This is a genomic window from Ensifer sp. YR511 (genome assembly GCF_900103045.1).
Lineage (GTDB): Bacteria > Pseudomonadota > Alphaproteobacteria > Rhizobiales > Rhizobiaceae > Ensifer > Ensifer adhaerens.
The window spans coordinates 89,711-113,619 of the sequence record NZ_FNGR01000018.1; the positions used below are offsets into that span (position 1 = coordinate 89,711).

Consider the following 23,909-nt stretch of genomic DNA (forward strand, 5'->3'; position numbering starts at 1 on the left):
GTCGTCCGAAAGGGCGCCGCGCCTTCGATCAGGGATCACTTCACCGGTTCAAGCGCCAGCAGGTGCAGAAGACGCGCCGGGTTGTTGCGGGTGATCGACGGGTTGACGAAGGGGTTTTCCGCCGTCGCCCAGCCCTTGAAGCGCTTGGTGTTGTACTGGTACCAGTTCGGGTTGTTGAACACCGGGATCATCGGCATGTTTTCGGCGACGATGCGCTGTGCCTTGTTCATCGCTTCCTTCTGCTTGGCCGGGTCGGCGGTCTGGGTGAACTCGGTCAGAAGCGCTTCGACATCCGGATTGAACCAGCGTTGCGAGGTAAAGCGGGTCTTGCCCTTGTCCGACGCGCTGAAGGCGCGCTTGTAGGGGTAGTAGGGCGAGGCCGATGCCGGCAGGCTGTTGATCGCCGCATCGAAGGTGCCGTTGATGAGGTTGCCGGTCCAGACCGCTTCCTCGGGCGTCTCGATCTTGCCGTCGAGGCCGACGGCCTGCAGGCCCTCGACGGCGATCGTCACCGTGTCGATCCAGTCGGTCCAGGAGCTCGGAACGATGATCGAGAACGAGATCTTGCTGCCATCCGGGTTGTCGCGGAAGCCGTCGCCGTCCTTGTCGGCGTAGCCGGCCTCGTCGAGCAGCGCCTTGGCGGCATCCGCATCGTACTTGCCGTACTTGCCGAAATCGGCGGCGACCGACGGATCGGCCCAGCTCTTGTAGAGCTCGCCCATTCCTGCCGGGTCTTCGTTGAGCGTCGGGTAGCCGTAGCCGGCGACGTCGACCATGGTGCCGCGGTCGAGCGCCATCGAGGCGGCACGGCGGAACTTCACGTCGTTGAAGGCCTTGCGGTTGTTTTCGTTCGCCGTTTCCTGGTTGAACAGGAAGGCGACCATGCTGCTTGGCGAATACCAGAAGTGGAAGTGTTCCGGATCCTTGGCGACATAGACGTTCTCGATATCCGGGATGAAGGAGACGCCCCAGTCGAGCGTGCCCGACGCGGTCGCCGTCAGGATCTGGTTATTGTCGGCAAGCTGCGGGAAGCGCACGCAGTCGACCTTGAGCGTTGCTGCGTCCCAGTAGTGCGGGTTGCGGCACTGGTCGTAGGTCTGGCCGGTGAAGCGCGGGATTTCGGTCAGCGGACCGCTGCCGACGGGCGTTTCGTTGGCGAAGGTGACCGGCTCGGCAATGTCCTTCCAGACGTGCTCGGGCACGATCGGCAGCTGCGCCAGCTGTTCGGCTGCAAGCGAGCTCGGATTGGCGAGCGTGAAGCGCACGGTCTCAGCGTCCACGGCCTCGACACCGGTGATGAAGGTCCAGATGCTGACGAAGTCGAGCGCCGGGAACTTCTTCAGGTAGTCGTAGGTGAACTTGACGTCGGTCGCCGTCAGCGGCTTGCCGTCGGACCACTTGAGGTTTGGACGAAGCTTGAACTCGATCGACTTCAGGTCGTCCGAGAGCTTGAAGCTTTCGGCCAGCCGGAAGACCGGCTTGTTGCCGTCGAAGCGGTTGAAGACGACCAGCGGCTCGTAGATGAAGTCGAGCGTGCTCTGGCGCGCCGAGGTCTGGTTGAACGGGTTGAAGTTGCGAACCCAGGTGGTCGCCGGCTCGATATTGGCCGTCAGCACGGTCTGTGCCGCCGCCGGGCCGGCGATGAGGGCGAGCGCGGTCGCTGCGCCGAGAAGCGATTTTTTCACGGTAGTTCCCCTTTTAGATCGCTAGGATTTCTTGTTTCGGTCAGGCCACGAGGGCGCTGTTGAACATGTCCTCGACTTCCGCATGCACGGCGCGCACATCGACCTTGAGCGTGCCGAGCCGGGCGTTGGCGGCGTCGATGCGTTTCTGCGCGGCGGCGGTCAGCGGGCTTGCCGCCTTGGCTGCCGCTTCGCTTTCGGCGAGATCACCATGGCTGTGGAGCGCGATGTCGAAGCCGGCATCGAGCACCTGGCGAACACGCTCCGGCAGGGTGCCGCGCAGCGATTCCATGAAGATGCAGTCGGAGATGAGGACGCCGTCATAGCCCATGTTTTTGCGGATGACGTCGTGCATGATCGGCGAGATGGACGCCGGCAGTTCCTTGTCGAAGGCCGAGTAAACGACGTGGGCGACCATGGCCCAGGGCGTGTCGCGCAGGGCGACGAAGGGCTTGAAATCGGTGGACGTCAGCAATTCACGCGAGGCGTCGACGACCGGGCGCTCCTTGTGCGAATCGAGCGTCGCGCGGCCATGGCCGGGAATGTGCTTCATGATCGGCATGTTGCCGGTCTCGAGCAGGCCGTCGACCACTTCGCGGCCGAGTGCGGCGATGAAGTCCGGGTCGGCGCCGAAGGCGCGGGCGCCAATGACGGAGCTCGTCGTCGAGAAGACGAGGTCGAGCACCGGCGAGCAGCCGCTCGTCAGGCCAAGATCGGTCATCATCGTGCCCATGGCCTGGCTTGACAGGCGCAGGGCCTTCTTGCCGAGGGCAAAGTCACGGCGGGCGAGTTCGGCGAATTCGCCGAAGGAGCGGAACAGCGGCCAGGGGCCGGCGTCGAGATGCTGAACGCGTCCGCCTTCCTGGTCGGTGAAGACGGGAGCGTCTTCGCGGCCGACGGCTTCGCGGAAGCGTTCGATCAGAGCCTTTGCCTGCTGCGGATCACGCAGGTTACGGCGGCCAACGAAGAGACCGAGCGGGTTGGTTTCGCGAAACAGGGCGAACTCGTCGTCCGAAAGCGTAGGGTTCGGAAGACCGACAAAAAGGGCGAGGGGTGTCGAGGACATTCAGAGGCTCCGAGATTGGAATTATTTGGAGGGGCGGCGCAGCATGCCCTGGTAGATCCCCTTGTCGGGGGCGGGGATCGGCACGGCGCCCACGGTCTTTGCGTAGAAATCGACCGGGCCGGCGTCGCCGATGAAGGCATAGGCGTGGCCAAGCGTCTTCATGGTGTCGAGGCAGTCGGAAAGCAGGGCGACGCCGATGCCCTTGCCGCGGGCGACGGGATCGACGCCAGTCGGGCCGAAGAAGCCGGGAGCGGTCGTGTCGTAGCAGGCGAAGCCGACGAGCTTGCCGTCGTCAACCGCGATAAGACAGGCGACGGGCCTGCGCGTGAAGGCGACAGTCACCTCGCTCGCCCAGTTCTCGCTAAAATTCTCCCGAACCCAGCCGACGACCAGGCCCATTTCCGGCGGCAAGGCGGGACGGATCGTCACCTTGTCGGTTTTTGTTCTGCGCTTGAGTTCACCGAGGATCGGCGAATACAAGCTCACCAGCATGTCAGGCATATGCTCCTCCACATATTCCTTTATTAAGGAATTGCTGCCTTTGTAATGCAATAGATGGAGCCAACCGGACCGGCTTGTCAATCGCCAATCGTCAGTTTTGGGGGTCTATCTGCGTTCAGCAGGTGCCTATGTGAGCCGATGAAACGTTTCCACGGCCGTTCGCGATGCATAAATTCACGCGATCGTGCATTGCGTGGATGCGGAACAACGGTCGAGCAAGAGAGCGAGCCGCTGCGCGGCCGCGGAAATTGCACATTTGTACAACTTTGTTCTTGAGTTGTTCGAATTATATTTTGATTTACAAAAACACTAAGTATGGATGTATACGCTTATAGCGTGTGCGCCCGGAGAATATTTCGACCTTTTCGCGCGCAATCAAGTATTTCTTGAGAGGAAAAGTATCGTTTCCCGTTTGCACCGGCCTGGTTCGTTGGCCGTGCCGACCGGCTACTCCGCTGGACGCGTCAGGATGAAAAGCGCGGGAAGCGCCATTGCGGCTGCGACGATAGCGGCGAGCGAGAGGCTCGGATTGCCGAAGAAAAGGAAGAGGCCGAAGCTGGCGGCCATCAGGCTGACCGCACCGGTCTTGGCCCGCCGGGATATCGCCCCCTTTTCGCGCCACAGCCGAAGTGGGGCCCCGAAGACCCGGTGGTTGAGCAGCCATTGCTCCAGCCGGGGCGAGGCGCGGGCAAAGAGCCCGGCTGCCAGCAACAGGAACGGCGTCGTCGGCACGATCGGAAGAAAGGCGCCGATGACGCCGAGACCGACCATCAGCCATGCGAGGCAAAGATAGAGAAGGCGAAGCGCGGGGTTCACCGGCGGGCTCCAGGCTGTGTCATGCTTCGGATGCCTCGGCGATCACGACCGTTGCGGTCTCGAGCGGAGGCCAGCGGCGAAGTGCTTCGGCGCCCTGTTCCGACAGCGCGTAGATGCCGCGGTCGACCCGGTCGAACCAGCCATAGACGTTGCTGAGCAGGATTTTGGCGGCATCGGGTGCTACCGGGCGCAGATCGCGCGGGCGCTGCTGGCCGGCTTGCAGGGCGGCAGCGCAGGCGAGCGCCTGCTGCCGATACGCGGTCATGATCGGTGTGCGCGTGGCGCCACCCGCGGTCGGATCGCCCTTGCGGCGGCGATGCTCGCTGATCAGGCGCGCTCTTTTCCTGTTGTTCTTGCGCGGCATCACCGCGGAAGCCGCGAGAATAACATCGACCATGCCGTTGTCGGCGACCGCCAGCATCCCGAAGCCGAGCCGGCGGCAGAGATCGCGGAAACGCCGGTCACTCTCCCGCCCCTTGCCCTTGGCCGAAACACGGGCGGCGACCCACACCTCGTCGCCGGCGGTGGCGCGATCGACCGCTTGCAGGATCAGTTCGAGGTTGAAGCTCAGCTTCAGTTCGCACACGACCACCAGTGGCGGTTCGTCGTCGCTGAGCGCGACGATATCGCAGCCGCCGATCTCGCCCTTGACGCTGTAGCCGCGGGTTTCGAGGAAGCTCTTGATCGGTTGGTAGAGGGTCGTCTCCAAACCCAAAAATCCTGTTCTGCTGAAACCGGAAGGCGCCACGAAGGCAGCCTCGAATAGGCGGCGAAGCGTTGCCGCTCAAATGAACATCTAGCAGATAACGCCGATCGCCGCCGTTGTCATCCCGTCGCAACCGAGAGGCCGCCGGCGTCCCGTGCTCTGACGTGCGAGCCCGCGGGCGCAGTAGAGGCCTTCGCTTCGTGCTAACCTTGTGTTGTGCTATCATGCGGCGAGTGGCCCTCTTCGCAGGTGTCGAGCATGCGAGGTTCTGACGACGGATGTTGCGAACCCTCACGCTGTTGTTTTTGTTGATCTTGTCCTTCGCGTTTCCAGCTTCGTCGCGGGCCGAAAACGATCGGGTCGCCTTGGTGCTGCATGTCAACGGCGCCATCGGTCCGGCGACCGCCGAATATGTCAGGCGTGGCCTGACGAAGGCGGAAGAGCACCGCCTGCCGCTGGTGGTCCTGCAGGTGGATACGCCCGGCGGCCTCGACACCTCGATGCGCGAGATTATCCGCGCGATCCTTGGCTCGCCCATACCCGTCGCAACCTACGTTGCGCCGAGCGGCGCGCGGGCGGCGAGCGCCGGCACTTACATCCTTTATGCCAGCCACATTGCGGCGATGGCGCCGGGAACGAACCTCGGCGCCGCGACGCCGATTGCGATCGGTGGCGACATGTTCGGTGAGGGTAAGGACGGCGACAAACAGCCGGCGGCGCAGAGCCCTGCCGAGGCAAAAATGGTCAACGATGCCGTGGCCTATATCCGCGGGCTGGCGGAGTTGCGCGGGCGCAATGCCGACTGGGCCGAAAAGGCGGTGCGCGAGGCTGCAAGCCTCTCGGCCGAGGCGGCCGTCCGGGAAAAGGCCGTCGATTTCACCGCGACCGACGTTACCGATCTCCTGAAGCAGGCGAACGGGCGGACGGTGCGCGTGGGGCAGCGAGAGATCGTGCTCGATACCCCAGGTCTTACGACCGAGGACTTCGTGCCCGACTGGCGCACCCGGCTGCTTTCAGTGGTCACTGATCCCAATATCGCGGTCATCCTGATGATGATCGGCATCTACGGCTTGATCTTCGAGTTCCTGTCGCCGGGGTCGGTGGCGCCGGGAACGATCGGCGGCATCTGCCTGTTGCTCGGGCTCTATGCGCTTTCGGTGCTGCCCGTCAGTTATGCCGGCATAGGGCTGATCATGCTCGGGATCGGATTGATGGTCGCCGAGGCGCATTCGCCATCCTTCGGCGTGCTCGGCGCCGGCGGCAGTTTTGCACTGGTTCTGGGCGCGGCCATTCTCTTCGATACGGATACGCCGGGTTTTGGGGTTTCTTGGTCCGTGCTGGCGGCGCTTGCGGTTGCAAGCCTCGGTTTTAGCCTTCTGGTCGCTCGGCTCGCCTTCAGTTCGCGGCGCCATGCGGTGGTGACCGGCAGCGAACAGATGATCGGCCTTGCCGGCACGGTCGAAAATTGGACCGGCGCGGCCGGTTACGTCATCGCCCATGGCGAGCGCTGGCAGGCCGTCAGCACGGAGACGCTGTCGAGGGGCGAGAACGTGAAGGTCATCGGGCGGAACGGACTGACGCTCGAAGTGATCCGCGACGGACCAAAGACATAGCGCCCGCGGATCGGGTGAGGGCGCGGTGAAGGCGCCCGGAATGGAGGAATGGTCATGGACATGTTCGGGAGCCTTGCTCCTTTTGCTGCGTTGCTGGTGCTCGTCATTCTCGTCATCGCCTATTCGATCCGGATCCTGCGTGAATATGAACGGGGCGTGATCTTTACCCTCGGCCGGTTCACCGGCGTCAAGGGGCCGGGGCTGATCCTGCTTGTGCCCTATGTGCAGCAGATGGTGCGGGTCGATCTCAGAACCCGGGTGCTGGACGTGCCGAGCCAGGACGTCATCTCTCATGACAACGTGTCCGTCCGGGTCAGCGCCGTGATCTATTTCCGGGTGATCGACGCCGAGAAATCGACGATCCAGGTCGAGGACTTCATGATGGCGACGAGCCAGCTGGCGCAGACGACCCTGCGGTCCGTGCTTGGCAAACATGATCTCGACGAGATGCTGGCCGAGCGTGATCGGCTGAACGACGATATCCAGAAGATCCTCGACAGCCAGACGGATGCCTGGGGCATCAAGGTGGCGACCGTCGAGATCAAGCATGTCGACATCAACGAGAGCATGGTTCGGGCGATTGCCCGTCAGGCGGAGGCCGAACGCGAGCGGCGCGCCAAGGTGATCAATGCCGAGGGTGAGCAGCAGGCCGCGGCCAAGTTGCTCGAGGCCGCCGAGATCCTCGCCCGGCAGCCTCAGGCCATGCAGTTGCGATATCTGAGCACCTTGAACGTCATTGCCGGCGAGAAGAACTCGACCGTGATCTTCCCATTCCCGATGGAACTCGGTGGTCTGCTGGGGTTCAAGCCCGACAAACCCACCGGCTCGACGCAAGAGTGATCAAGCTGCTGCCCGGTCAAGCTGGGCGACCTTCAGCAGGTCATCGACGGCGCTGGGGGCTGCGGCCAACACCGGCGCCCAATGCGTCAGCGCCTCGCCTCGCGCGGGGAAAGGCAGCGTCCAGCCGCCGGCTTCGGTCACCAGGCAATAGCCGCCAAGGCAGTCCCAGGCATGCATGTAGGGTTCGTAGTAACCGACGAGGCGACCTGCCGCCACATAGGCGATCATCAGTGCGCCGGAACCGTTGCGCATGAAGTTGCCGCCATTCGAGAGCAGGCGCTCGACGATGGCACCCATCTCGCCAGGTTTCACCTGATCGTTGGCGCCAAGCCCGGTGACGGCGTTGCGGATCGTGCGCGTGCCGTCGAGACGAAGCGGCTTGCCGTTCAGCGTCGCGCCCCGGCCGGTTGCAGCGGCATAGATTTCCTGGTGGCAGGGCGAGTGGATCACGCCGATAACGGGTTTCTCCGCATAGACAACCGCAATCGAGACGCACCAGTTTGGCATGCCGTTGACGAAGGGCGTGGTGCCGTCAATCGGATCGAGCACCCAGGTGAAGCCGGATGTGCCGTCGAGAAGTCCATGCTCCTCTCCGAGCACGCCATCGTCCGGAAACGCGGCGGCGATCTTGTCGCGGATCAACGTCTCGACGTTGCGGTCGGCGATCGAGACGACGTCGTGGGCGTCACGCTTGGTTTCGATGACGAGCGTTTCCCGCTTCAGGAAGTAATCGTAGGCGAGCCGGCCGGCCTCCTCGGCCATGGATTTGGCAAGCGCGAACCGGGCATCGAGGCCGGCAATTTCAGCAGTCATGCAAGTGTCCTTCTCGTATCCAGTTGTGAAAAGTCATGCGTCAATCAAAGCGAGGCCGCGGCTGCGGAAACCGATCGCGACCTCCGTTGCCGGAGATAGCATTTCCTCCACCGCCTGATCGACAACAAAGAGGAGACCCGCCGGCGTTTCGACCTCGTATTCGACGTGGCCGCCGAGATAGGCGGCGCTGCTGATCGTGCCTGAAAGAGCGGCTCCCTTGGCCGGCGTCAGCGTCACCGCGTTGGGCCTTACGGCGAGTTTCGACGGACCCGGCCGGGCGCCCTTGGAGGGCAGGCGGTGCTCAAATCCGCCTATGCGGATCGTCGCCAGGCCGGCGTCGGTCGCGGTCACCTCGCAGGGCAGCACATTGGCCTCGCCCATGAAGTCGGCGATGAAGGTGGAGGCCGGCGCTTCATAGAGGTCGCGCGGCGCACCTTGCTGCGCGATCGCGCCATCTTTCATGACGATGATGCGGTCGGAAACGGCAAGCGCCTCGTCCTGGTCGTGGGTGACGTAGACGGCGGTGAACCCAAGGCGCTGCTGCAACTCGCGGATTTCTGTGCGCACCTTGCGGCGCAGTCGCGCGTCGAGGTTGGACAGCGGTTCGTCGAGCAGCAACACCTGCGGTTCGAGCACGAGCGCGCGGGCAACGGCGACGCGTTGCTGCTGGCCGCCCGAAAGTTCGGCCGGAAGCCGCTGGCCGAGGCCGCCGAGGCCGACGAGCTGCAGGCCTTCTTCGGCGCGCTCACGCGCTTCCTTCTTCTTGATTCCCGAGGATTCGAGGCCGTAGGCGACATTGTCGAGCGCCGACATGTGCGGGAAGAGCGCATAGGACTGGAAGACCATCGACACGTCGCGCTCGTTGGCCGGCAGCATGGTCACGTCCTTGCCGCCGATCAGGATCCGGCCGGCGGAAGGGTGTTCGAGGCCGGCCAGCATACGCAGCGTCGTCGTCTTGCCGCAGCCAGAGGGGCCAAGCAGGGTCACCAGCGTGCCCGGCTCGATGGTGAGCGACAGGTCGTGGATGGCGGTGAAGCTGCCGAACTGCTTGCGCACGTTCTGGAAGACGACCGAGCCGGTGCGCGGGGTGCTCATGGAGGTGCTCATGCGGTTTTCTCCTGGGAGATGGTGTTGGACGAACGGACCGGAGCGGCGCCGAGGACGCGGTTCTCGCGCCTCAGCTTGCGTTCGCCGACGAGGAGTTGCAGGCCGGTGATAACGGTGATCATCACCAGGATGAGGGCCGAGGAGTAGGCGATCGCCACGCCGAACTCGCCGTTTTCGACAAGGCCGACGATGTAGGCGGTGGCCATGTTGTACTCGGCGCTGACGAGGAAGACGACGGCGCTGATCGAGGTGATCGCCCGGACGAAGGAGTAGACGAGTGCCGCGACGATCGCCGGACGCAGCAAGGGCAGGATGACCTTGCGCAACGTGCGGAAGCTCGTTGCCCGAAGCGTCAGCGACGCCTCGTCGAGGCTCTTGTCGAGCTGGCTCATCGCCGCAATGCCACCGCGCACGCCGACCGGCATGTTGCGGAAGACGAAGCAGGCGACGAGGATCAGCGCCGTGCCGGTCATTTCGAGCGGCGGCAGGTTGAAGGCGATGATGTAGCTGATGCCGATGACGGTGCCGGGGATAGCAAAGCTCAGCATCAGCGCGAACTCGAAGACATCACGGCCGGCGAAACGCTGGCGCACGATCAGATAGGCCGTCAGCAACCCGACCATAGCCGTCAGTGGTGCTGCGATCAGCGAGATCTCCATGGTCGTCCAGAAGGAGTTCCAGGCGACACCCGTCCAGGCGATTGCGCCGTCGGCAAACGAGATCGAGAAGGCCTTGGCGTAGTGGTCGAGCGTCAGCGAATTGTCGAGACCCCAGGTCTTAACGAAGCCGCCGAAGAGGATCATGCTGTAAACGACGACGGTGAAGATCATCCAGGGAATGACGATGGCGTGAACGCCGATCGAGATCGAGCGTGGCAGTGCACTGTGGGCACCGGAATCGCCCTTGCCGGTCACGGTCGAATAGTTCTTGCCGGCAAGCCAGTAGCGTTGCGCCACGAAGGCCGTGAGCGTGAAGCAGAGAAGGATGATGGCTAGCACGGCCGCACGGGACGGATCGTTCTGCGCGCCGACGACGGCGAAGAAGATTTCGGTCGAGAGCACGCCGTGGCTGCCGCCGAGCACCAGCGGATTGCCGAAGTCGGCCATACTTTCGATGAAGCCGATGAGGAAGGCGTTCGCCAGGCCCGGCTTCATCAGCGGCAGAGAGACGGTCCAGAAGGTGCGCCAACGATCGGCGCGCAACGTCTGCGACGCCTCTTCCATCGAAGGGCTGACCCCTTCGACGACGCCGATCAGCACGAGGAACGAAATCGGGGTGAAGGAGAGGACCTGCGCGATCCAGATGCCGGTGAGGCCATAGAGCCAGCGCCCCGGTTCGACGCCGAAGGCATCCGAGAGAAATTCGGTAACGACCCCGGCGCGGCCGAACAGCAGCGTCAACGCCAGGCCGATAACGAAGGGCGGCGTGATGATCGGCAACACCGTCAAGAGCCGCATGCCCTTCTTGAAGGGGAAGCGGGTGCGGGTGGCGACAAGCGCGAAGGCAAGGCCAAGCAGCGTCGAGCCGGACGCCGTCATCAGCGCCAGCCATAGGGTGCGCCAGGCGACGCCGCAGCGGCCTTCGCCGACGACACAGCTCAGGCTCCAGATCGAGGCGTCCTGGATATTGCGGATGAAACCATCCGGTTTGAACGAGCCGTCGAAATCCTGAACCGACGCCGCGAACATGCTGCCGACCGGATAGAAGACGAAGACGGTGACGAGGGTCACGAGCAGGGAAATCGCCGCGACGATGAAGGCGTCGCCCTTGAGCACGCCGCGCTCGGCCAGCCCGAAGGCGAACAGAAGAACGAAGGTGAGTGCCATAAGCACGGCGCCGGCGCCCATTGACGGCTGACCGTCGGAAAGCGTGCCGAACAGGGTCTCGCTGATCGTCCAGGTCCAGCCGGAAAAGCCGATCGCCAGCCCCTGGAGAGCGAGATAGAGAACCCCCGCTGCGCCGGCGACGGCAAGCAGAAGCCCTCGACGCGCGGGATCGCGGACGAAACGCGCTGCCACGCAGATGCCGAGCAGCGCCAGCGCCACGATCAGCCACGGCTTACCATGGGCGAAAATCTGCATCAGGCCGGGGGCAACGGCTGGATCCCCGGGGAAATCGGCAAGCCAGCCGAGCCCGAAGAAGCCGCCTTCGATGCGATACCAGGGGACAGCCAAGAATGCGGCCAGTCCGAGTCCGAGCGTGAGGTCGAGCCTGCGGTTGCGATGTTCCATGACGGTCCTCGCGCAATTTGGAATGAAAGATGATGTGACATTGCATCGCCGCGGCGCCTGCCGGAAGCGATGAACGACGGTTGGGACCGTTGGGCGGTGCCGGCCGGATCAATCACCCGGCCGAACCGTTCAGGCCGCGATCAGTTGGCGCTCGCGCCGACCTCGCGGTCCCAGCGCTCGAGCAGGGCTTTGCGCTTCTCGGCATCGCCGAAGGTGGCGAAATCGTAGTCGATCAGCTTGATGTCCTCGAACTTCGGTGCTTCCTTCGGCACTTCGGCCGATTTGTTGGACGGCAGCTGGAAGGACTTGGCGTCCTTCATGCGCGACTGGACCTCGGGCTTCAACGCCCAGTCGTACCAGGCCTTGGCATTGTCCAGGTTCTTGGCGCCGCGGATGATCGACATCGAGCCGATCTCGTAGCCGGTGCCCTCGCAAGGCGCGATCGACTTGATCGGGAAGCCTTCGGCAGTCTGTGCCACCGCGTCGTGCATGAAGACGATGCCGAGGCCGGCTTCGCCGCGTGCGGCCGCCTTCACCGGTGCCGAGCCGGACTTGGTGTACTGCGCGATGTTGCCGTTGAGCTTCTTCAAATAGTCGAATGCCTGGTCCTCGCCCATGATCTGCACCAGTGAGGCAAGCGCGGTATAGGCCGTACCGGAAGAGTTCGGGTTGGCCATCTGGATCTCGCCCTTCAGCGAGGCGTCGAGCAGGTCGGCCCAGCACTTCGGCTCCTTCAGGCCCTTCTTCTGGAAGATCTCGGTGTTGTAGCCCCAGCCGAGCGCGCCGGCATAAACGCCGACGGTGCGATAGCCGGAGCCTTCAGCCTGCTTCTTCGCCCAGTCCTGGAGCTGGTCCAGCATCGGTGACTTGTATTCAAGTGTCAGGCCGTCCGATGCCGCCTGCAGGTGCGGGTCGCCGGTGCCTGCCCACCAGATGTCGGTCTTCGGGTTGCGCGCCTCGGCGCGGATCTTGGCGTAGGTTTCGCCCGAAGACAGGCGAACCATATTGACCTTGATGCCGGTTTCCTTCTGGAAATCGCCGGTCATCTGTTCGCAGATGACCACGTCTGCGGAGCAGATGAGGTTGAGGCTGCCGGCAGCCTGGGCGGGCAGGGCGGCAAGCGCCGTGCCTGCAAAGAGCATGAGGGAAAGCGTCGTTGTTTTCATTGGGGCATCCTCCTGTTGCCTGTTTGAAATTTGGGCGCGAACGGGCATGGCGCGGCCATCGGCCTGCCCGCCGGGCGGCACGTTCACGATTTCGGTGCTGTGGATTTTGCTACGCTTCTGCGAAGCGCTCAGTTCGTCGCGGCGATCTCCGCGTCGAACCGTTTGAGCAATCGACTTCGTTCCTCCGGCGAGCCGAAGGTGGCGAAGTCGAAATCGACCATCTTGATCAGCGATATGTCCGGTGCGCCAGGCGGCAACTCCGCGCGGGCGTTGGATGGGACCTGGTTCTGGCCGGCAGCTGCACCCGTACCCTGGCCTTCCGGGGTGAGCGCGAAATCAACGAAGCTTTTCGCGTTTTCGAGATGGCGCGCGCCCTTGACGATGCTGACGGCGCCGATTTCGTAGCCGGTCCCTTCGCACGGCGCGACGATGACGAGTGGAAAGCCCGCCTGCTTCTGCGTGACCGCGTCATGCATGAAGGAGATGCCGATCAGGGTTTCCCCGCGTGCTGCCGCCTTGACCGGTGCCGAGCCGGCCGTGGTGTACTGGTCTATGTTGCGGTTGAGTGCGCCCATGAACCGGAAGGCCTCATCCTCGCCGAAGAGCTGCACCAGCGTTGCAAGCGTGGTGAAGGCGGTGCCCGATGAGTTCGGATTGCCGCTGCGGATACGGCCGCGATAGGCGTTGTCGGCGAGATCCTTCCAGCAGGTCGGGGCCGGCAATTTCAGCGTATGCAGCAGGTCGGCATTGTAGGCAAAGCCAAGCGCTCCGGCATAAATGCCCGCCGAACGTCCGCCGGAGATGGCGAAGAAATTCTGCGCCCAGGGCAGCATGTCGCGCTCATGCGCCGGCCGATAGGGTTCGAGCAAGTTCTCCGATCCCGCCTGCAGATGGGTGTCGCCTGTCCCGCCCCACCACACATCGACGGTAGGGGTGTCCTTTTCGGCCCGGATCTGGGTGAGGATGTCGCCGTTGCTCTTTCGGGTCATAGCGACCTCGATGCCCGACTTCGCCTCGAAAGCGGCCTTCATCGTCGCGCACCACGCTTCGTCGACACCGCAAAGCACGGTGAGCGCCGGTGCCGTCATGCCTGACGTGGCGGCGCACAGCCATAGGGCCACGCCCGCGCCGATAGCGGTAATGCCTTTCACGATGTCCTCCCATTTGGAGCGTTGCCGCCCCAATCTCCGCAATCAGGATGTCGGTATTCCCTGCGGGTCGCAACCCGCAGAATGGTTACCGTTCTTACAACACGGATACGGCTTTGCCGTTTCAAGATTACAAAGATTACAAATGTGACAATGCGGATAACGCGAGCCGCTTTGATCATTGGGGCAGCCCCGCCTATGATGGCGGCGGGAGGACGTGCATGCTGAGTGAGAGAATACGGATTCTGATCGTCGAAGACGATCCGGACATGGCGGAGCTTGTTTCCGATCTGGTGGAGGCCGAAGGCTGGATGCCGCTGACGGCGCCATCGGCGGAGGCCGCCGCTGTCGTCCTCGAGCGGGAAACGGTGCACCTGGTGCTCGTCGACCACAACCTGCCTGGAGCCTCGGGCCGGACCTTTGCCCAGCGGCTGCGGGCGCGCACCAATATCGGCATCGTCATGGTAACGGCGGCAGGCAGCGCCGCGGATCGGGTGCTGGGACTGGAGACGGCCGCCGACGATTATGTCGTCAAGCCGTTCGAGCCGATCGAACTGACGGCCCGGATCAAGGCCGTGCTTCGACGGACTTACCCGTCGCTGAAGCCGGAGCGGGAGACCGAGCGCGAGCACGAGCCCGCGGCGCTGAAACTCGGCGACTGGTCGATCGACCTCAAGAGCCGGCGCGCGGTATGCCTTTCCGATGCGACCCGCTCGCTCACCAGCGCCGAGTTCGCTCTGCTGGAAATTCTCGCGGAAACGCCGAACACGCCGGTCACCCGCGCCCATATCCTCGATCGGCTGGGCGCCGAAAGCGATCGCTACATCGACCGCAACGTCGATGTGCTCGTGCTTCGGCTCCGGCGCAAGATCGAGCGCAATCCGGACCTTCCGCGCCACATCAAGACGCGGCGCGGCAAGGGTTATGTGCTGGATACCGACGACGACGAGGCCCGGCCGTGATCAGCCGCCCGTTCCTTTCGTCGATCGCCTTCCGCCTGCCGTTTGCGATCGTCTTCATCTGCGTGCTCGTTTTCAGCCTGGCAACGGTCGCCGTGTTCGGCCTGCAACGGGCGCGTGACGAGATGGCGGCCTACGGGCTGCAGGCCTTTTCGAGCCTTGCCAAGGCCTCGCTGGTTTCGCGCCAGGTTTCCGATCTCGTGTCCAGCGCGCCGTTCCTGATGAACGCAACCTCGCCCTATCGGGTGTCGAGCGAAAGCCGCTCGGTCGTCGCGCAGGTCGACGTCCTGCTTCAGACCATGGCGCCGGAGACCGGCAAGACAGTGGTCGAGGGCTTTGCCAGCGCCCACATCGTCGAGTTGCTGGATGCGATCCGCACACAGACGGTGACACTCGCCGCCGACGCGGATTCGGCCCAGCAGTACAAGGCCGATGCGGCAGCAGCGCTCGGAGAGATCGCCACCGGCAACGGCATAGCCGACGCAGAGGTTCGCCAGAGCCTCAACGCGATCGTGCAATCGGCATCCAATTCCGACAGCCTGTTCCAGCTTGGCGAACTGCGCCGCCGCTACGTTGCCGTAACGACGCCCCGGCTGGCGCCCGCCGGGCCGGATAGCCGGATTTCGGCAGCCGAGCTGACGCCCTATGAACGGGTGTTCGAGGCGCAGACCCACTATCTTCTGGAAATTTTCGCCATCCGCGCCGCGGTGGCGCGGCTGCACACGGTCTCGCGCGATCTTTCGCACGCCACAGAAACACAAAGCGAGGCCGTTGCCCGGGGGCTCAACGAGGATCTCGCCTCGACCTCTGATGCGCTGAGCCGACTGCTCGTCATCGTCGCGGTCTCCGCCCTGCTGGTGCTCGTCATGGCGATCTTCTCGATCCGCTCCGTCATGCGGGTGTCGCGCGGGATCGTGTCGCTCTCCAAGGGCATGAACGCGCTTGCCCAGGGGCGCCGTGACGTCGATACACCGAGCTACAAGGGGACTGAGACCGAGTTCCTGCGGCTGCTTGAAGCCTTCAGCGCCTTCCGCGAAAGCGTCGAGCGCGTGTCGCGGCTTCGTCGGACGGCCGAGGCGGCGGCGCGCACCATTCGCTCGACCTTCCGCAACATGAACGAAGGGATCGCGCTTTTCGATCCCGGCGGCAAACCGATCACGATGAATCGTCGCGTCATGGAGCTCGTCGGCTGGCCAGGCTCGGCGCGGAAGCTTCCGCTGCGCCGGTTCGTGAGCCCAATGCCGGAGATCGATCCAACCCTCTTGCCCGCCGATCGCGACGCGGGATCGCTCGACGACAGGTTGGTGCTGCGCCATCGCTCCGACATGGGCCGGGTGACCGAGGTCTCCCTGTCGCGGCAGCCGGACCGGGGCATCGTGCTGCTGGCGCGGGACGTGACGGAGATCGACCGGCAGGAGGCCGAGGCGGCGAAGGCGCAGCGGCTGGACGGGATCATGAGGATGACCCACCAGGTGAGCCATGAGGTCGGCAACATGATCGGCATCATCACTGGCAGCCTGGGGCTGCTGGAGCGCGAGACAGGCTTCAGCGACCGGCAGAAACGCCATATTGCCCGCATTCGCAAGGCGGCCGACCGGGGGCGTTCGCTGGCCTCGAGCATGCTGTCTGTCGGCAGCCAGCATCCACTCCAGCCGGGCGCGCTCGAAATCGGCGCGGTGCTCCGCGGCATGGCCGACGTGCTTGAAATCGCCGTCGGCGAAAAATGCCGGCTCGCCTTCGAGATTGCGGACGGCTTGCCCAACGCGCATCTCGATGCAGCGCTCTTCGAGCAGGCTATCCTCAACCTTTGCCTCAATGCCGCCGCGGCGATGCCGCTCGGCGGCACCATCCTCGTCCGCGCGGGCTGCGTCGAGAGTGATGTCGTCGTCTCGGTGACCGATGCGGGGATCGGCATGTCGCCGGAGGCGGTGGACAAGGCGTTCGAGCCCTACTTCACCACCCGTGACCAGGAGGGCGGTGCCGGACTTGGCCTCGCCGTTGTCTACGGCTTCGTTCGGCAAAGCGGCGGCGATGCCCGCATTCTCTCGCAGCCTGGGCGCGGGACGACGGTGGAACTCGTCTTTCCGCGCTGAAGCGATACCGGTTTCTCGGGCGCTCTATGGCGCGCTTCGGCGCGAAAGGCGCATAACGGCGGCATCGATCCGTTCGCCGTTGTCGGCAAATACGGCCCACAGCCACGCCATCAGCCACAGCATCAGGCACCACGCCAGAACGACATCGGACAGATAATGCGCGCCGAACACGATCCGGTTCAGCGAGAAGGCGAGGACAAGGGGGACGAGGGCGATGATTGTCGCCCGTCGCCATTGAACCGGTAACAGCAGTGCGAGCGCCACGAGCGCGATCGCGGTGGCGGATTCGCCCGACGCAAAAGAGCAACTGCGCGAGCAGGCGCCGGACACTTGCCAGGCCGGCGTAAACGGCAGGCTGCCGCCGAAATCGGTGATCTCATGGGGGCGCGCCCGTCCGATCAGCCGCTTCAGCGCCTGAATAAGGAGCCCCGGCCCGAGCGCAAAGAAGGTCAGGAAGAACAGTGCCTTGTGCGGGCGGGGCAGCCATGGGCGGGGTGCGATGGCCTGCGCAACCAGAAGCGCCAGAACGCAAGGCAGAATGAAAACCGGCAAGATACGGTTGAAGTCGCGAAGGGCCCGTAGCTCCGGTTCCCGCGAGAGCGGAAAGTCGCCGGTGGCGAAGGCGGCCCAGCGCGAGACGGCAAGATCGATCCCGGGAAAGGCCATGAAGACGAAGGCCGCGCAAATGGTCAGTGCGCCGGCGGCCGCGATTGGCCGGTGTTCCAGGCGCGCGCGCGCCTGCCCCGGCCAGAGACGAGGATTGGCACGCGGCCATCGGCCGCTGTCTGAAGAGGTCGCCGTGGATGAATAAAGGCTGGGCATGCGGTCGCTCGCAAGTTGTCTGTGTGGGTGGGCCGGACACTTGCGCCGCTCTGTCAAGGCTGCGTCGAGGAACTGGGAGCGCTTGATGCGCAAGATCGAACGGTTGGCCGATACAGCTTCTGGTCGAGCGCGACCGACATGCGGGAAGGAGGTCTCCGGCACTCTGCCCCGCATTTCGGCCGCGGGGAGAGGCCCGGTTTGTCGGTTGTGCGGCGCGTCCGTCGCCAATTGTCAAGAAACGGCGAAGATTTGTACGGAGCTCTATCCGGAGGGCCGATCAAGCGACCATTGGGCCGCGCGGACGAATTGCAACGCGGGCTTATTCGTCACATAAGCTGCTGATCACAACATCAGACCCAGGGAGTTAGTTCATGGTCGATAAGGGTCTCATCCTTCTGGCGGAGGACGAGCCGGAGATTGCGCAGATCCTAGATGCCTATCTCGTGCGCGACGGTTTCCGGACGGTGCGTGCCGCCGACGGCGAGACGGCGCTGACCCACCATGCGGTGCTGTCGCCGGACCTGGTGCTGCTGGACGTTCGCATGCCGAAGCTCGATGGGTTCGAGGTTCTCGCCCGCCTTCGCCGCGAGGGGAATACGCCGGTTATCATGGTCACGGCACTGGCAGAAGATCTCGACCGGCTGACCGGACTGAGGCTCGGCGCCGATGACTACGTGATCAAGCCGTTCAACCCGCAGGAGGTGGTGGCGCGCGTCAACGCGGTGCTGCGCCGTACCCGCAACGGCGCCGGCGCCACCGTGCTTCGCTTCGAGAGTGTCGAGGTCGATCTCGATGCCCATGTCGCCTTCGTCGAAAGGGCCGGCAATCGCCAGTCGGTGCCGCTGACGCTCAGCGAATTCCGCATCCTTGCCCACATGATCCGCCGACCGACGCATGCCTTCGATCGCGCCGATATCCTCGACGCCTGCCTGCCGGACAGCGATGCGCTCGCCCGCACGGTCGATACCCATATCGCCAATCTCAGGCGCAAGCTGGAAGATCTCGGTGCCTGCGGCTTCTTCAGTGCCGTGCGCGGCGTCGGCTACCGTTTCGTGGAGCCCAGATGAAGATCGGTCTCTCGCGCCTGCCGCTCGGCATTCTCACCGCGCTCGTGACGATCGCGCTGCTCATCATCAGCGTGTTCATCATCTATGCCGGCGTCGAATTTATGGAGCCGCGGCTGGAGGCGAGACTGCTGGAGCGGATGCCTGCGGAGGCGGCTCAGGCTTACAAGGACATCAATGCCGGCAAGCTGCCGCGCCAGGAGTCGCTGCAAAAGCTACTTTCGACGATGCCGGAACTCGAAGACTGGGCGAACTGGGAGGTGGACAAGATCATCCTCGGTTTCGGAGCGACGGCAGTCACTTTCTGCGGGCTGGTGGGCTACTGGCTGGCGCGCAAGATCAGCCGACCACTGGAAGTGCTGGCGCAGGCGACGCAGGACCTCAGGACGGGCGACTTCGCGGTGCGCGTCGGATCGTTTCGCAAGGGTGCCAAGGAGGTGGCGACGCTCGTGAAGACCTTCGATGAGTTGGCAGCCGAACTGGAAAACATGGAGAACCGGCTGCGCTTCAATACGATGGCGGTGGCGCACGAACTGCGTACGCCGCTGACGATCCTGCAGGGCAACCTTCAGGGAATGGCCGACGGTGTTTTCCCTCTCGAGCCGGAAAGGGTGCGGCAGTTGCTGCTGCAGGTGGAGGGGCTTTCCGCCCTGGTTGAAGATCTGCGTACGCTTTCGCTCGCCGCCGGCCAGAAGTTGGTCACCCAGCGTCAGACGGTGGACCTCGCCGTGGAGGCGACCCAGGTGCTTGGTGCGTCAAACACCCTGCTTGGCTCTGTTGGCATGTCGGTGGAGGTCGCGCTTGAGCCGGTGCGGGTCTCCGGCGATTCGCAGCGTCTGCGCCAGGCGCTGCTGGCGCTGATCGAAAACGCTACACGCTACGCCGCAGACGGCCGTGTCCTGCGCTGCGAGACCGGGCGGCGGGGTGCCGACGAGGCTTTTATCCGGATGCTGGACCGTGGTCCCGGTCTTCCGGACGACGTTTCGATCCATTCGATCGACCTGTTCTGGCGCGGCGACGCCTCGCGGTCGCGTGCGACGGGCGGCACGGGCCTTGGGCTTTCCGTCGTCCAGGCGATCGCCAAGGCGCATGGCGGACGGCTGGAATTTTCCGCGCGTGCCGGCGGCGGCGCCGTGATCACGCTCGTCCTGCCGCGGGAAATCGCCCTGTGAGCGATTGGCGCAACAGCCGTTGCGCTAAGCAATTTTCCGCTTTTCCCGATCGGAACATCGGCGGCTTCGCCGCCCTCGCGCCCGCTTAGAATCGGCGTGCAATTGCCCACCGGTTCTCCGCAAATCCTTGACAGTGCCCGGGCAAACCTGAGCTCGGCCGAGTCCTTCGGCCAACAGCGTTTGCTCTCAAGGATAGCACCATGTCCCTGGAATTCAGTCAGGAATACAGCGCGGATCTGCGGTTGCCGGTCGATGGCAAGGCATTCGTCGGCGAACAGCTGACGCCTTCGGGCCGGCCGGTTTCTGCGCCCGTCGTCGGTGAAGGCTCGCGAGAGACGTCGATCACCAGCCATGTGCTAAAGCTCGGCCTGAGGGTGAGCTTGAAGCGCGCCGTCGTATTTTCCATGCGGTTTGCGCGCCATCCGTTCCTGACATCGCGCTGGATCGGCTTTCTAGGCGAATTCGCCGAACGCTACCGGCTGGGTCTGCCGCACGATGATCTCGTGCGCAAGTCGATCCCGACATTCTTCCTGCACGGCGCGTCGTCGACAGCAAGGCTCGACCTGCTGCTCAATCACTTCGATGTCGCAAGCGAGGTCCTGTCGCGCCGTTCACTGATGGCCCTTTGGCGCGGCAGCACGCTGGAAATGGGCACGGTTTCCGGCCGCAGCGAGAACTATCGCATCCAGCTGCAACTGGCCGACCATGGCGGCGCCCGCCATGAGGGGGCATTCGCGATCCGGCTGCGCCGGCAGAGCGATGGCTATGCGCTCTGCACTGTCGGCTTCATCTTCGTGCGTTGCGAGGGCGACACCTATAGTCTCGCCATCGGCGGGATGCAGGGGCCGAAGGGCGAAGAGGCCAAGCGATCCCTGATCACGGCAACTCGCGATCTCGGCGGGCTCCGGCCGAAGGATGCAGCGCTGCTCGTCCTCAATGGCCTGGTGACGGAAGGCCACGCGGGCCACGTCTTTGCGGTCTCGAACGACAAGCACGTCATCAACCGCCGCCGCTTGAAGCGGCGCCGCATGATGAGGGCCGACCTCGATGCCTATTGGTGCGATCGCGGCGGCGTGCCGGCCGAGCCTTTCGGCTTCAGTCTGCCGATCGGCGACGACCCGGCGGCGCGGGATGGCAACAGGCGCGATCAGAGCAAACGCGCGTTTCGCGACATCGGCGCGTGGTTCTACTGAGCCGGTACCGGCATGTAAGCTGCCGCGATTACGGGATCTTCGTGAAGTCCATCTCGAAGGCGCCGGAGACGATCCGGCCCTTCGGCGTTGGCCCGGCTGCAGACGGGCGCACACCATCCTCAGCCATCGCCTCGCCTGCGATGCCGCCGACAACCACAAGGGCAGATATCACCCGAATTGCACGCATGGATGCCTCCAATTTTGTCGCGGTTCTTTATACCGAGCGAAGCCGTAACCTGGACCGGACCGGGCGGCGCGCCATCGGTCTATCACTCCTCGGACTATTCCAGCCGCGCCTTCTGCCCGGCCTGCGGCAGCAGTCTCGGTGCGATCGACGATGCGCCGGTGGTTGCCCTTCTGCTCGGCGTCTTCGACAAGACGAGTGCCATCGATCTGATCCCGAAGAGCCACAGCTATCGCACTGCCCGACCCAAGTGGTGGCACGTGGAGGCGGTGAAGCCCACGACCTGACGAGCAGGGGTCGAAGGTGATTGACGCAGCCGGTAGAGGCTGCGTCGACAGGGGCTAGAGCAGCCCCTTCACGGCGGCTCCGATGGCAATGATGCCGAAAGCGATCAGAACCAGCCCCGAAATGCGCGATACCCAGACGACGAAGCTGTCGGGCAGTCGCGTCCGGGCGATCGCAACACCGCCGCTTAGGAAGAACCACCAGCCGAGCGATCCCAGGAAGACGCCCATGACCACGACGGCAGCGCTGAGCGCGTCGCCCGCTTCGGCAAGGCCGAGGCCGGCGAAGATCGCGGCAAAGGAGAGGATCGTCGCCGGGCTCGTCATCGTCAGGAAAAAGGTGGCGATGGTCGTGCGAATGAGATCGCGTCCGCCGACATCGGCGGCTGCCGTCACCGACCTTGGCCGTAATCCGCTCCACCCGAGCCAGATCATGAACAGTCCGCCGGCCAAGCTAAGCGGCGTGGCGATGATGGCAAGGACCGCTGCGAAGGCCGCGAAGCCGATCGCAGCCAGTGCTGCATACGTGGCATCGGCGGCGGCTGTCCCGAGGCCGCCGGCCACGCCCGCCCAGAAGCCGCGCTCCAGCGTGCGGTTGATGCAGAGCGCCCCGATCGGGCCTAGAGGGGCTGCGACCGCGAGGCCGACGAGGAGGCTTTTTCCAAACAACAATGTGGACATGGCATAGGGCTCCGGCCGGGGCATGGTTGCGCCGTTCGCTTCGAGGACGGTGCATGCCCGGCAAACAAAAAGTGTTGCAGCAGTTTTCGCGTCCGGTCAGGCGCGCGGCGCGGTCGTTGCCAGGCTTTCCCGTACGGTCGACAGCGCGATCACCGTTTCGCTTCGCGCCAGGAACCGCCGTTGCTTCATTTCGGCAAGGAACGGCTCGAGGTCGCCGAGCGATGGCATCCGGACCTTGACGCAATAGGACCAGGCGCCGGTGACATGGTGGCATTCCGCTACGGCAGGGTGACCGGCCATGAAGCTGCGGAACGCTTCCTCGTCCGCGTCCGGCGCAAGGCCGACCCAGACGAAGGCGAGTACGTCGAGGCCGAGCGCGCGATGATCGACCTCGACGGTGAAATTTCGGATCACGCCATTGGCGACGAGCCGGCGAATGCGTTCGTTGACGGCCGACGGCGACAACTCCACCGCAGCACCGATATCGGTCAGCGATCGCCTCGCATCGTCAACGAGAATTTCGACGATTTTTCTGTCAACGTCATCCATTTCCAATGAATACGCTGCTTCTAATAGAATGTACAGATGATTTTTTTGTATGAAGCTGCAGTTTCCGCGGAAACGTTGGTCGCCGGGGCTATTCGATGTCTTTCAAGGCGTCGAGCGGGCCGGTCAGTGCCGTGCGCGGCTGCACCAGTTCGGGCTGGATCAGGTGAATGCGCGGCTGCGGCCGGGCTTCCTCGATGACGTCGAAGGCCTTGGTGATCATGCCCTCGACGTCCTGGCGGATCATGATGACGGGGAAGGGCAGGAAGGACGCGAAGGGATCGTAATCGTAGCAGCCGACCACGAGGTCGGCGAAGTTTTCGTGCGGATGCCCTGCCATGAAACGCAGCAGCCCCTCGAAGTTGATCGACGAGTTGACGAAGAGACCACGCGGCAGCTTGCCGTGCTTTTCGTAGAAGGCCTCGAAGGCGAGGCGGGCATTGTTCGGCGCATAGCCCGTCGGCTGGATGCATTCGTCCGGATCGGCGCCGAGCAGTTCGCTTTTGACGGCACGGAAGCCGCGGATGCGCTCGCGGCTGGCATGGTCGTTGCGGCCGCCGAAAAGGTAGAGATCGTGCGGCGCAAGCGGACCTGATGCCTGGAAGTGGCGGATGATCGCCTCGGTCAGCATTCGCCCGCCCTCGTAGTTGTCGCTGATGACGGAGGGCACCTTGGTGCCGGGCAGGTCGATGTTGATGTGTTTGAGGCCGGCCGCCTCGCAGACCTCGTGCACGCCGTCGGGGTCGGTCGCGCCGCAGATGAACAGCTCGTCGATCGAATAGGAGATCAGCGTTTCGGCGGTCTTGCGCTCTTCCTCCGGATCGCGGCTGGCACTGACGACGATCGGGCATTGCCCCTTGCTTCGGACATGCGCCTCGAAGGTCTGCGCCATCGACGAGAAGTAGCGGTTGTCATGGATCGGCAGGAGCAGCCCGATCAGGCCGGAGCGCGAACTGCGCAGTCCGCGCGCCTGGCGGTTGGCCGTATATTGGTGCGTCTCGGCGAGGTTGCGGATCAGTTCTGCCGTGCTCTCCTTGATCCGGCGCTTCTGCCAGGTGCCGTTCAGGACCGCACTTACGGTTGAAGGCGAGCTTCCTGACAACACCGACAGGTCGTAGATCGTCGCTTTCTTTTTGCTGCTGCTGGCCATCGGTTTCTCCCCTGGTGGTTTTAGTGCCGATTTCCCCTTGACGAAAGATTAAGTCTGCACAATAGTTCTTGC

At 64.0% G+C, this 23,909-nt stretch carries 23 protein-coding genes; 8 read left to right on the forward strand and 15 right to left on the reverse strand.

All coding sequences use genetic code 11. From position 1 onward, the window contains the following. Window positions 1-35 precede the first annotated feature (35 nt). From BLU15_RS25460 to BLU15_RS25480, 5 genes are all read right to left on the reverse strand, one after another. Complete coding sequence (locus tag BLU15_RS25460) at window positions 36-1,685, reverse strand: ABC transporter substrate-binding protein (RefSeq protein ID WP_090299195.1); 1,650 nt, start codon at window positions 1,683-1,685, stop codon at window positions 36-38. Between the two features lie 40 nt (window positions 1,686-1,725). Next, window positions 1,726-2,748, reverse strand: coding sequence for a glycoside hydrolase family 3 N-terminal domain-containing protein (locus BLU15_RS25465; RefSeq protein ID WP_060529129.1), 1,023 nt, complete (start codon window positions 2,746-2,748; stop codon window positions 1,726-1,728). Window positions 2,749-2,769: 21 nt separating this feature from the next. Next, complete coding sequence (locus BLU15_RS25470; RefSeq protein WP_034790046.1) at window positions 2,770-3,249, reverse strand: GNAT family N-acetyltransferase; 480 nt, start codon at window positions 3,247-3,249, stop codon at window positions 2,770-2,772. Between the two features lie 447 nt (window positions 3,250-3,696). Next, entirely contained in the window at window positions 3,697-4,065 is a 369-nt protein-coding gene (locus tag BLU15_RS25475; RefSeq protein WP_090299196.1) for a YbaN family protein, read from the reverse strand. A 19-nt stretch (window positions 4,066-4,084) separates the two neighbouring features. Further along, entirely contained in the window at window positions 4,085-4,774 is a 690-nt protein-coding gene (locus BLU15_RS25480; protein ID WP_060585768.1) for a DUF2161 domain-containing phosphodiesterase, read from the reverse strand. Window positions 4,775-5,049: 275 nt separating this feature from the next. On the opposite strand from BLU15_RS25480, the gene BLU15_RS25485 reads away from it, so the two are divergent. Both BLU15_RS25485 and BLU15_RS25490 read left to right on the forward strand, forming a co-directional pair. Continuing rightward, window positions 5,050-6,384, forward strand: a complete 1,335-nt coding sequence (locus BLU15_RS25485; protein ID WP_090299198.1) for an NfeD family protein — start codon at window positions 5,050-5,052, stop codon at window positions 6,382-6,384. A gap of 54 nt (window positions 6,385-6,438) precedes the next feature. After that, window positions 6,439-7,224 (forward strand): slipin family protein, encoded by a 786-nt coding sequence (locus BLU15_RS25490; protein ID WP_034790039.1) that lies wholly within the window; start codon window positions 6,439-6,441, stop codon window positions 7,222-7,224. Here BLU15_RS25490 and BLU15_RS25495 read toward each other — a convergent pair whose 3' ends face one another. From BLU15_RS25495 to BLU15_RS25515, 5 genes are all read right to left on the reverse strand, one after another. Beyond that, entirely contained in the window at window positions 7,225-8,037 is an 813-nt protein-coding gene (locus BLU15_RS25495; RefSeq protein WP_060585772.1) for an inositol monophosphatase family protein, read from the reverse strand. A 33-nt stretch (window positions 8,038-8,070) separates the two neighbouring features. Continuing rightward, window positions 8,071-9,132 carry an ABC transporter ATP-binding protein gene (locus tag BLU15_RS25500; RefSeq protein WP_090299246.1) on the reverse strand — a complete coding sequence of 354 codons (1,062 nt, stop codon included), beginning with the start codon at window positions 9,130-9,132 and terminating at the stop codon, window positions 8,071-8,073. Between the two features lie 8 nt (window positions 9,133-9,140). Continuing rightward, window positions 9,141-11,375: an ABC transporter permease gene (locus BLU15_RS25505; RefSeq protein WP_090299200.1), complete on the reverse strand. Its 2,235-nt coding sequence runs from the start codon at window positions 11,373-11,375 to the stop codon at window positions 9,141-9,143. 140 nt (window positions 11,376-11,515) lie between these two features. Continuing rightward, window positions 11,516-12,541, reverse strand: a complete 1,026-nt coding sequence (locus BLU15_RS25510; RefSeq protein WP_034790034.1) for an ABC transporter substrate-binding protein — start codon at window positions 12,539-12,541, stop codon at window positions 11,516-11,518. A 128-nt stretch (window positions 12,542-12,669) separates the two neighbouring features. Next, window positions 12,670-13,692: an ABC transporter substrate-binding protein gene (locus BLU15_RS25515; protein ID WP_234798799.1), complete on the reverse strand. Its 1,023-nt coding sequence runs from the start codon at window positions 13,690-13,692 to the stop codon at window positions 12,670-12,672. Between the two features lie 218 nt (window positions 13,693-13,910). Here BLU15_RS25515 and BLU15_RS25520 point away from each other — a divergent pair, with 218 nt between their 5' ends. Continuing rightward, window positions 13,911-14,651, forward strand: a complete 741-nt coding sequence (locus tag BLU15_RS25520; RefSeq protein WP_034790032.1) for a response regulator — start codon at window positions 13,911-13,913, stop codon at window positions 14,649-14,651. After that, entirely contained in the window at window positions 14,648-16,741 is a 2,094-nt protein-coding gene (locus BLU15_RS25525; protein WP_090299201.1) for a two-component system sensor histidine kinase NtrB, read from the forward strand. The genes BLU15_RS25520 and BLU15_RS25525 overlap by 4 nt, the downstream gene beginning before the upstream one ends. A gap of 24 nt (window positions 16,742-16,765) precedes the next feature. Here BLU15_RS25525 and BLU15_RS25530 read toward each other — a convergent pair whose 3' ends face one another. Further along, on the reverse strand, window positions 16,766-17,656 hold the full coding sequence (locus BLU15_RS25530) for a phosphatase PAP2 family protein (protein WP_162741420.1): 891 nt from the start codon (window positions 17,654-17,656) through the stop codon (window positions 16,766-16,768). 278 nt (window positions 17,657-17,934) lie between these two features. Here BLU15_RS25530 and BLU15_RS25535 point away from each other — a divergent pair, with 278 nt between their 5' ends. The 3 genes from BLU15_RS25535 to BLU15_RS25545 all read left to right on the forward strand — a co-directional run bounded on the left by BLU15_RS25535 (window position 17,935) and on the right by BLU15_RS25545 (window position 20,992). Then, a complete protein-coding gene (locus BLU15_RS25535; RefSeq protein WP_060643952.1) occupies window positions 17,935-18,630 on the forward strand; it encodes a response regulator in 696 nt (231 codons plus the stop codon). Further along, window positions 18,627-19,799, forward strand: coding sequence for an ATP-binding protein (locus BLU15_RS25540; RefSeq protein ID WP_034790027.1), 1,173 nt, complete (start codon window positions 18,627-18,629; stop codon window positions 19,797-19,799). The genes BLU15_RS25535 and BLU15_RS25540 overlap by 4 nt, the downstream gene beginning before the upstream one ends. A gap of 200 nt (window positions 19,800-19,999) precedes the next feature. Further along, window positions 20,000-20,992, forward strand: a complete 993-nt coding sequence (locus BLU15_RS25545; RefSeq protein WP_090299206.1) for a DUF535 family protein — start codon at window positions 20,000-20,002, stop codon at window positions 20,990-20,992. 28 nt (window positions 20,993-21,020) lie between these two features. On the opposite strand, the gene BLU15_RS39590 is transcribed toward BLU15_RS25545, so the two are convergent. Further along, window positions 21,021-21,179 (reverse strand): hypothetical protein, encoded by a 159-nt coding sequence (locus BLU15_RS39590; RefSeq protein ID WP_156624128.1) that lies wholly within the window; start codon window positions 21,177-21,179, stop codon window positions 21,021-21,023. 14 nt (window positions 21,180-21,193) lie between these two features. Here BLU15_RS39590 and BLU15_RS25550 point away from each other — a divergent pair, with 14 nt between their 5' ends. Beyond that, the gene (locus BLU15_RS25550; RefSeq protein ID WP_244546810.1) at window positions 21,194-21,463 is read left to right on the forward strand and encodes a GFA family protein; all 270 of its coding nucleotides are present in this window, start codon (window positions 21,194-21,196) and stop codon (window positions 21,461-21,463) included. A 54-nt stretch (window positions 21,464-21,517) separates the two neighbouring features. Here the strand turns inward: BLU15_RS25550 and BLU15_RS25555 are convergent, their stop codons facing one another. From BLU15_RS25555 to BLU15_RS25565, 3 genes are all read right to left on the reverse strand, one after another. Then, on the reverse strand, window positions 21,518-22,141 hold the full coding sequence (locus tag BLU15_RS25555; RefSeq protein WP_060529120.1) for a LysE family translocator: 624 nt from the start codon (window positions 22,139-22,141) through the stop codon (window positions 21,518-21,520). A gap of 96 nt (window positions 22,142-22,237) precedes the next feature. Continuing rightward, entirely contained in the window at window positions 22,238-22,690 is a 453-nt protein-coding gene (locus tag BLU15_RS25560) for an Lrp/AsnC family transcriptional regulator (protein WP_090299210.1), read from the reverse strand. An 88-nt stretch (window positions 22,691-22,778) separates the two neighbouring features. After that, window positions 22,779-23,837 carry a LacI family DNA-binding transcriptional regulator gene (locus BLU15_RS25565; protein WP_034789995.1) on the reverse strand — a complete coding sequence of 353 codons (1,059 nt, stop codon included), beginning with the start codon at window positions 23,835-23,837 and terminating at the stop codon, window positions 22,779-22,781. Window positions 23,838-23,909 lie beyond the last annotated feature (72 nt).